Annotated in this window: 6 protein-coding genes; all 6 read left to right on the top strand. The window is 57.1% G+C overall.

The annotated features are described in order from the left end of the window. Positions 1-403 precede the first annotated feature (403 nt). Positions 404-1,714, top strand: coding sequence for a trigger factor (gene tig / locus AC07OT_RS18165; protein WP_027606242.1), 1,311 nt, complete (start codon positions 404-406; stop codon positions 1,712-1,714). A gap of 91 nt (positions 1,715-1,805) precedes the next feature. Next, positions 1,806-2,441 carry an ATP-dependent Clp endopeptidase proteolytic subunit ClpP gene (clpP, locus tag AC07OT_RS18160; protein ID WP_003174822.1) on the top strand — a complete coding sequence of 212 codons (636 nt, stop codon included), beginning with the start codon at positions 1,806-1,808 and terminating at the stop codon, positions 2,439-2,441. A 112-nt stretch (positions 2,442-2,553) separates the two neighbouring features. Then, on the top strand, positions 2,554-3,837 hold the full coding sequence (clpX, locus tag AC07OT_RS18155; RefSeq protein ID WP_003238279.1) for an ATP-dependent Clp protease ATP-binding subunit ClpX: 1,284 nt from the start codon (positions 2,554-2,556) through the stop codon (positions 3,835-3,837). A 162-nt stretch (positions 3,838-3,999) separates the two neighbouring features. Continuing rightward, complete coding sequence (gene lon / locus AC07OT_RS18150; RefSeq protein WP_065940151.1) at positions 4,000-6,396, top strand: endopeptidase La; 2,397 nt, start codon at positions 4,000-4,002, stop codon at positions 6,394-6,396. A 149-nt stretch (positions 6,397-6,545) separates the two neighbouring features. Continuing rightward, positions 6,546-6,818 carry an HU family DNA-binding protein gene (locus AC07OT_RS18145; protein ID WP_003174819.1) on the top strand — a complete coding sequence of 91 codons (273 nt, stop codon included), beginning with the start codon at positions 6,546-6,548 and terminating at the stop codon, positions 6,816-6,818. A 229-nt stretch (positions 6,819-7,047) separates the two neighbouring features. Continuing rightward, on the top strand, positions 7,048-8,922 hold the full coding sequence (locus AC07OT_RS18140) for a SurA N-terminal domain-containing protein (protein WP_065940150.1): 1,875 nt from the start codon (positions 7,048-7,050) through the stop codon (positions 8,920-8,922). The last annotated feature ends 73 nt before the right edge of the window (positions 8,923-8,995 follow it).

The raw sequence follows: 8,995 nt of genomic DNA, 5'->3' as shown, positions 1-8,995 counted from the left end.
ACCCCATATTCGAAAGGCGCCAGATTTAACAGTCTGGCGCCTTTTTTGGTTTTGGCGGTTCGGTTTTTCGTGGCTGCGGGTTGTGGGTCGCGATGGCGATGCGTTTCATCGTATTTATGTGTCTCGATGATACTGCATTGTTATCTGCCTTCATTGCGAGGTAGGCCGTCAGGGAGATGGGCGACGATCCCTTCTATATATAGAGGGGCGGCGCAGAGCCCTGGCGTGATTGGCTTTATTTGTCACCGGGGCGGGGCGCGACAGTGCCTCCGTACCGATAAATTGCCGGCTGTTTACGGGCGTATTTCCAGTAGGGTGACTTCTTGAGTTTGACCCACTAGAATGCATGCCCTTGATTGGGGTCGGAAATGGCCGGCTAACGTCTGTGCAACGAGGAATATCCATGCAAGTTTCTGTTGAAAATACTACTGCTCTCGAGCGCCGCATGAGCATCACCGTGCCGGCTGAGCGCATCGAGACTGCGGTCAACAAGCGTCTGCAGCAGACTGCCCAAAAGGCCAAGATCGCTGGTTTCCGTCCAGGCAAAGTGCCAATGAGCGAAATCAAGCGCCGTTTTGGTGCTGATGCACGCAATGAAGCCGTCGGTGACGTGATCCAGGCTTCTTTCTACGAAGCAGTGGTTGAGCAAAAGCTGAACCCGGCTGGTTCGCCTTCGATCGAGCCCAAGTCCCTGGAAGCGGGCAAGGATCTGGAATACGTTGCCGTATTCGAAGTGTTCCCCGAGTTCGAAGTGGCCGGTTTCGACGGTATCGCTATCGAGCGCCTGAGCGCCGAAGTGGCTGATTCGGACCTGGACAACATGCTGGAAATCCTGCGCAAGCAGAACACCCGTTTCGAAGTGGTCGACCGTGCTGCCCAGAACGAAGACCAGCTGAACATCGATTTCGTTGGCAAGGTTGACGGCGAAGCATTCGCTGGCGGCTCCGCCAAGGGTACTCAGCTGGTGCTGGGTTCCAACCGCATGATTCCTGGCTTCGAGGACGGCCTGGTTGGCGCCAAGGCCGGCGAAGAGCGTGTCCTGAACCTGGAATTCCCTGCTGACTACCAGAACCTGGACCTGGCTGGCAAAGCCGCCGAGTTCACCGTGACCGTCAACAGCGTTTCCGAGCCTAAGCTGCCAGAACTGAACGAAGAATTCTTCAATCAGTTCGGCATCAAGGAAACCGGCATCGAAGGCTTCCGCACCGAAGTTCGCAAGAACATGGAGCGCGAGCTGCGCCAGGCTATCAAGTCCAAGGTCAAGAACCAGGTCATGGACGGTCTGCTGGCCTCCAACCCGATCGAAGTGCCTAAGGCCCTGCTGTCCAACGAAGTGGATCGCCTGCGCGTACAGGCTGTCCAGCAGTTCGGCGGCAACATCAAGCCAGACCAACTGCCGGCCGAGCTGTTCGAAGAGCAAGCCAAGCGCCGTGTGGTGCTGGGCCTGATCGTGGCTGAAGTGGTCAAGCAGTTCGACCTCAAGCCTGACGAAGATCGCGTCCGCGAAATGATCCAGGAAATGGCCTCGGCCTACCAGGAGCCTGAGCAGGTCGTGGCTTGGTACTACAAGAACGACCAGCAGCTGAACGAAGTACGTTCGGTTGTGCTGGAAGAACAAGTTGTGGATACTGTTCTGCAGAAGGCTAAGGTGACCGATAAAGCGGTCTCTTACGAAGAAGCAGTCAAGCCGGCGGAAGCAGCACAAGCCGACTGATTGTCCAACTCGTTGGAAATTCAACCATAAGCCAGCCTCGCGCTGGCTTATGCGTTTTCAAGACATGACTATTTGGGAGTAACTGCAGAGCATGTTCCGTAATTCCTATATTCAGCAGAACTCTGATATCCAGGCCGCAGGCGGCCTGGTCCCGATGGTTGTCGAGCAGTCCGCTCGTGGCGAACGCGCCTACGACATCTACTCGCGCCTGCTCAAGGAGCGAGTGATCTTTCTGGTGGGCCCGGTAGAGGACTACATGGCCAACCTGATCTGTGCGCAACTGCTGTTCCTTGAAGCGGAAAACCCGGACAAGGACATCCATCTCTACATCAACTCACCGGGCGGTTCGGTGACTGCGGGCATGTCGATCTACGACACCATGCAGTTCATCAAGCCGAACGTATCCACTACCTGCATTGGCCAGGCCTGCAGCATGGGCGCGTTCCTGCTGACCGCAGGTGCCGAGGGCAAGCGTTACTGCCTGCCGAACTCGCGCGTGATGATTCACCAGCCACTGGGCGGTTTCCAGGGCCAGGCGTCGGACATCGAAATTCACGCCAAGGAAATCCTCTTCATCCGCGAACGTCTCAACACGCTGATGGCCAAGCACAGCGGGCACACCCTGGAAGAAATCGAGCGCGACACCAACCGTGACAACTTCATGAGCGCCGAAGCTGCACGTGAATATGGGTTGATCGACGCAGTGATCGAAAAGCGCCCCGCTTAATATAAGCCGCTCAAAATAGGGCTGGTTGGGTTTCCCGATCACCTGCGGGCTTGAAAAAGCCCGCATAAGCCTTCATCTTGTGTTGCAAGCCTATCGGATTTGGATCGAACGAATGACTGACACCCGCAACGGCGAGGACAACGGCAAGCTGCTCTATTGCTCCTTCTGTGGCAAAAGCCAGCATGAAGTGCGCAAATTGATTGCCGGCCCCTCGGTCTTTATCTGCGACGAGTGCGTCGACCTGTGCAATGACATCATCCGTGAGGAGGTGCAGGAAGCCCAGGCCGAAAGCAGCGCGCATAAATTGCCTTCGCCTAAAGAAATCAGCGGCATCCTTGATCAGTATGTGATTGGTCAAGAGCGTGCAAAGAAGGTTCTGGCCGTAGCGGTATACAACCACTACAAGCGCTTGAACCAGCGTGACAAGAAAGGCGACGAAGTCGAACTCGGCAAGAGCAACATCTTGCTGATTGGTCCTACAGGCTCGGGTAAGACCCTGCTTGCAGAGACCCTCGCTCGCCTGCTGAACGTTCCGTTCACCATCGCCGACGCCACCACCCTCACCGAGGCTGGCTACGTGGGCGAAGATGTCGAGAACATCATTCAGAAATTGCTGCAGAAGTGCGACTACGACGTAGAGAAGGCCCAGATGGGTATTGTCTACATCGACGAAATCGACAAGATCTCGCGCAAGTCCGACAACCCGTCGATCACCCGGGACGTTTCCGGTGAAGGCGTGCAGCAGGCCCTGTTGAAACTGATCGAAGGCACGGTCGCTTCCGTACCGCCACAAGGCGGCCGCAAGCATCCGCAGCAGGAATTCCTTCAGGTTGATACGCGCAACATCCTGTTTATCTGTGGCGGTGCATTCTCCGGCCTGGAGAAGGTTATTCAGCAACGGTCTACCCGTGGCGGCATCGGTTTCAGTGCAGAAGTGCGCAGCAAGGAAGAAGGCAAGAAGGTGGGCGAGTCCCTGCGTGAAGTCGAGCCTGACGATCTGGTCAAGTTCGGTCTGATCCCGGAATTCGTTGGCCGTTTGCCGGTCCTGGCCACGTTGGACGAGTTGGATGAGGCGGCTCTGATTCAGATCCTCACCGAACCGAAAAACGCCCTGACCAAGCAATACGCAAAGCTGTTCGAGATGGAAGGTGTGGACCTCGAGTTCCGTACCGACGCGCTCAAATCGGTGGCCAAGCGGGCACTGGAGCGCAAGACCGGTGCACGTGGCCTGCGTTCGATCCTCGAAGGTGTATTGCTCGACACCATGTATGAAATCCCCTCGCAGTCCGAGGTGAGTAAAGTGGTGATCGACGAAAGCGTTATAGAAGGTAAGTCCAAGCCACTGTATATCTACGAAAACAGTGAGCCGACTGCCAAGGCTGCGCCAGACGCGTAAGCGTTTCGCAGTTTTGGTACACACAAAGGGGCCTCTAGGGGCTCCTTTGTTTTTCATAAGGATTTTTACTGCGTGTAACTGCCAGCATTGAGCTTGTTTTTTTTACACGCAGCCCCCATCTTGGTTTCAAGCTTATTTTTCAACTGTCATAGAGGCGAAATCATGAAGACAACCATCGAATTGCCTCTCCTGCCGTTGCGTGATGTCGTCGTCTATCCGCACATGGTTATCCCGCTGTTCGTGGGGCGCGAGAAGTCTATCGAAGCCCTCGAGGCCGCGATGACGGGCGACAAGCAGATCCTGCTGTTGGCCCAGAAAAATCCTGCCGATGATGATCCGGGCGAAGATGCCTTGTATCGCGTCGGCACCATTGCCACTGTCCTGCAACTGCTCAAGCTGCCCGATGGCACCGTCAAGGTGCTCGTGGAAGGCGAGCAGCGCGGTGCGGTAGAGCGTTTCATGGAGGTGGACGGCCACCTGCGCGCTGAAGTGGTGCTGATCGACGAAGTCGAGGCCCCTGAGCGCGAGTCCGAGGTGTTTGTGCGCAGCCTGCTCTCGCAGTTTGAGCAGTACGTGCAGTTGGGCAAGAAAGTCCCGGCTGAAGTGTTGTCTTCCCTCAATAGCATCGATGAGCCAAGCCGCCTGGTCGACACCATGGCCGCACACATGGCGCTGAAGATCGAGCAGAAGCAGGACATCCTCGAAATCATCGACCTGTCGGCCCGTGTCGAACACGTGCTGGCATTGCTGGACGCTGAAATCGATCTGCTCCAGGTCGAGAAGCGCATCCGTGGTCGGGTCAAAAAACAAATGGAGCGCAGCCAGCGCGAGTACTACCTGAATGAGCAGATGAAGGCCATTCAGAAGGAACTCGGCGACAGCGAGGAAGGCCACAACGAAATCGAAGAGCTGAAAAAGCGCATCGATGCTGCCGGCCTGCCGAAAGACGCCCTGACCAAAGCCACCGCCGAGTTGAACAAGCTCAAGCAGATGTCGCCGATGTCGGCTGAAGCCACCGTGGTGCGCTCGTACATCGACTGGCTGGTGCAGGTGCCGTGGAAGGCTCAGACCAAGGTGCGCCTGGATCTGGCGCGCGCTGAAGACATTCTCGATGCCGACCATTATGGCCTTGAAGAAGTCAAAGAACGCATCCTCGAATACCTCGCCGTGCAGAAGCGCGTTAAGAAGATTCGTGGCCCGGTGTTGTGCCTGGTTGGCCCGCCTGGGGTAGGTAAAACCTCCCTGGCCGAGTCCATCGCCAATGCCACCAACCGTAAATTCGTGCGCATGGCCCTCGGTGGCGTGCGTGATGAGGCGGAAATTCGTGGTCATCGCCGGACTTACATCGGTTCGATGCCAGGAAGATTGATTCAAAAAATGACAAAGGTGGGTGTGCGCAACCCGCTGTTCCTGCTCGATGAAATCGACAAAATGGGCAGCGATATGCGTGGCGATCCGGCATCGGCCTTGCTGGAGGTGCTCGACCCTGAGCAGAACCACAATTTCAACGACCATTACCTGGAGGTCGACTACGACCTGTCCGACGTAATGTTCCTGTGCACTTCCAACTCCATGAACATTCCGCCGGCATTGCTGGACCGGATGGAGGTGATTCGTCTGCCGGGTTACACCGAAGACGAGAAGATCAATATCGCCGTCAAATACCTCGCGCCCAAGCAGATTTCGGCCAATGGCCTGAAGAAGGGCGAGATCGAATTCGACGTCGAGTCGATCCGCGACATCGTGCGCTATTACACTCGCGAGGCCGGTGTCCGGGGCCTTGAGCGCCAGATCGCGAAGATTTGCCGCAAGGCGGTCAAGGAGCACGCGCTGGAAAAACGCTTCTCGGTGAAGGTCACGGCCGACGCTCTTGAGCACTTCCTGGGTGTGCGTAAATTCCGTTACGGCCTGGCAGAACAGCAGGATCAGGTAGGGCAGGTGACTGGCCTGGCGTGGACTCAGGTGGGCGGCGAATTGCTGACCATCGAAGCTGCGGTGATCCCCGGCAAGGGCCAGTTGATCAAGACCGGCTCCCTCGGTGACGTGATGGTCGAATCCATTACCGCCGCGCAGACCGTGGTGCGCAGCCGCGCCAGGAGCCTGGGGATCCCCCTGGACTTCCACGAGAAGCACGACACCCACATCCACATGCCGGAAGGGGCTACACCGAAGGATGGCCCCAGCGCTGGCGTAGGCATGTGCACGGCCCTGGTTTCGGCATTGACCGGCATACCGGTGCGCGCCGATGTCGCGATGACCGGGGAAATCACCCTGCGTGGCCAGGTATTGGCCATTGGCGGCCTTAAAGAGAAATTGCTGGCGGCACACCGCGGTGGCATCAAGACCGTGATCATTCCTGAAGAGAATGTTCGCGACTTGAAGGAAATTCCTGACAATATCAAGCAGGATCTTCAGATTAAACCGGTTAAATGGATTGACGAGGTCCTGCAAATTGCGCTGCAATACGCGCCGGAGCCCTTGCCGGATGTGGCTCCGGAGATAGTCGCAAAGGACGAAAAGCGAGAGTCTGATTCCAAGGAAAGAATTAGCACGCATTAATGTGAATAAGCCTGGGGGCTTCCTTGACAGCTTTTTAGAGCCCTTGTTATAAAGCGGCTCTTAAGTGTCTGTAGGCCATTCAGCACTGGTTTTTGCTGTTTACCAAAAAACTTAGAATCATACTCAATAGATATATAAGGGGACTTAGAGTGAACAAGTCGGAACTGATTGATGCTATCGCTGCATCCGCTGATATCCCGAAAGCTGCTGCCGGCCGTGCGCTGGATGCAGTAATCGAATCCGTCACTGGCGCTCTGAAGGCCGGCGACTCCGTGGTACTGGTAGGCTTCGGTACTTTCTCTGTGACTGACCGCCCAGCTCGCACTGGCCGTAACCCACAGACTGGCAAAGCACTGCAAATCGCTGCTGCCAAGAAACCAGGTTTCAAAGCCGGTAAAGCCCTGAAAGAAGCGGTTAACTAAGCTTCGATCAAGCCTTTGCTACCCGGGTCGGACGCAGGTCTGGCCTGGCAGCGGAGCGACAGCTGACCCAAGTATCCATCGGGTCGCCAAGCCGGGGTGTAGATTCAACCCCCCGTCCGCTCCGCCAGTTACGAGAAGGCGCATCCTCGGATGCGCCTTTCTTCTATCCGGACTCTACCCACGCTCCACGGTTGCCAATTTTTGAAGTTCAACCGTTTCTGGGGGACGCATGCTGCAAAATATCAGGGACAATTCACAAGGCTGGATTGCCAAGACCATTATCGGGATCATCGTCGCATTGATGGCGTTCACCGGTATCGAGGCCATTTTCCAGGCTTCGACCAACACCAAGCAGGACGTGGCCAAGGTCAACGGTGAAGAAATCACCCAGACTGAACTGAGCCAGGCCGTCGATATGCAACGTCGCCAGCTGATGCAACAGCTGGGCAAGGATTTCGATGCTTCACTGCTGGACGAAAAATTGCTGCGCGAAGCAGCCCTCAAGGGCCTGATCGATCGCAAACTGCTGCTGCAAGGCGCCGCGGACTCCAAGTTTGGCTTCTCTGAGGCTGCGCTGGACCAGGTGATCCTGCAGACGCCGGAATTCCAGGTGGACGGCAAGTTCAACGCCGAACGCTTTGACCAGGTGATCCGTCAGTTGGGCTACAGCCGTCTGCAGTTCCGTCAGATGCTGACCCAGGAAATGCTGATCGGCCAGGTTCGCGCAGGCATCGCCGGCAGCGGTTTCGTGACCGACGCCGAAGTGCTGGCATTCGCCCGTCTGGAAAAGCAGACCCGCGATTTCGCCACCGTCAATATCAAGGCCAACCCTGCGGCGGTGAAACTCACCGACGACGAGGTCAAGGCCTACTACGACCAGCACGCCAAGGAGTTCATGACCCCGGACCAGGTGGTCATCGACTATCTGGAACTGAAGAAGTCTTCCTTCTTCGACCAGGTCAGCGTCAAGGACGATGAACTGCAGGCGGCCTATCAGAAAGAAACCGCCAATCTCGCTGAACAGCGTCGTGCAGCGCACATCCTGATTGAAGTCAACGACAAGGTCACCGACGCGCAAGCCAAGGCCAAGATCGAAGAAATCCAGGCGCGCCTGGCCAAGGGTGAGAAGTTCGAGGCCCTGGCCAAGGAGTTCTCCCAGGATCCAGGTTCGGCCAACAATGGCGGTGACCTCGGCTTTGCCGGCCCTGGCGTCTACGACCCGGACTTCGAAACCGCCTTGTACGCCTTGAACAAGGACCAGGTATCTGCACCGGTGCGCAGTACCTTCGGTTGGCACTTGATCAAGCTGTTGGGCGTTGAGGCACCGCAAGTGCCGACGTTCGCCAGCCTGAAAGACAAGCTGACCCGCGAGCTCAAGACCCAGCAGGTTGAGCAGCGTTTTGTCGAAGCAACCAAGCAATTGGAAGATGCGGCATTCGAAGCCTCCGATCTGGCTCAACCGGCGTCTGACCTGAAACTGACCGTACACACCTCCGCGCCGTTTGGCCGTGAGGGCGGTGACGGTGTTGCGGCCAACCGCGCCGTGGTCACCGCTGCGTTCAGCCCGGAAGTGCTGGATGAGGGGGCCAACAGCAGCGCCATCGAGCTGGACCCGGAAACCATCATCGTGCTGCGTGCCAAAGAGCACCGCAAACCGGCGCAATTGCCGCTGGAAAGCGTTGCAGCAGCGATCCGCACACAGATGGCCAAGGAGCGCGCCAGCGCGGCTGCCAAGACTCACGCTGATGAGCTGATCGCCAGCCTGCGTGATGGCAAGACCCCGCTGAACCAGCCGGTCGACGGCCAGGCCTGGAAAGTCACTGAAGCGGCTACCCGTAGCCAGGAAGCGATTGACCCGGCCGTGCTGCAAGCCCTGTTCCGCATGCCCAAGCCTGCGGCCAAGGACAAGCCGACCTTCACCACCGTGGCACTGGCTGATGGCAGCCTGGTGATCGTGCGCTTGAACGGCGTCAACGAGGCGGCTGCCCCAACGGACGAAGAAAAGGCGCAGTACCGCCGCTTCCTCGCTTCCCGTGTTGGCCAGCAGGACTTCGCCGCGTACCGCAAGCAGTTGGAAACCAAGGCCGACATCAAGAAGTACTGATGACGGTTTGAACAAGAAGCCCCCGGCCTGAAAAGACCGGGGGCTTTTTTATGGTTCCAGAGGAAGCCTCAGC

The organism is Pseudomonas sp. GW821-FHT09C10, from assembly GCF_059418085.1.
This window is presented reverse-complemented; position numbering and strand designations above follow the sequence as displayed.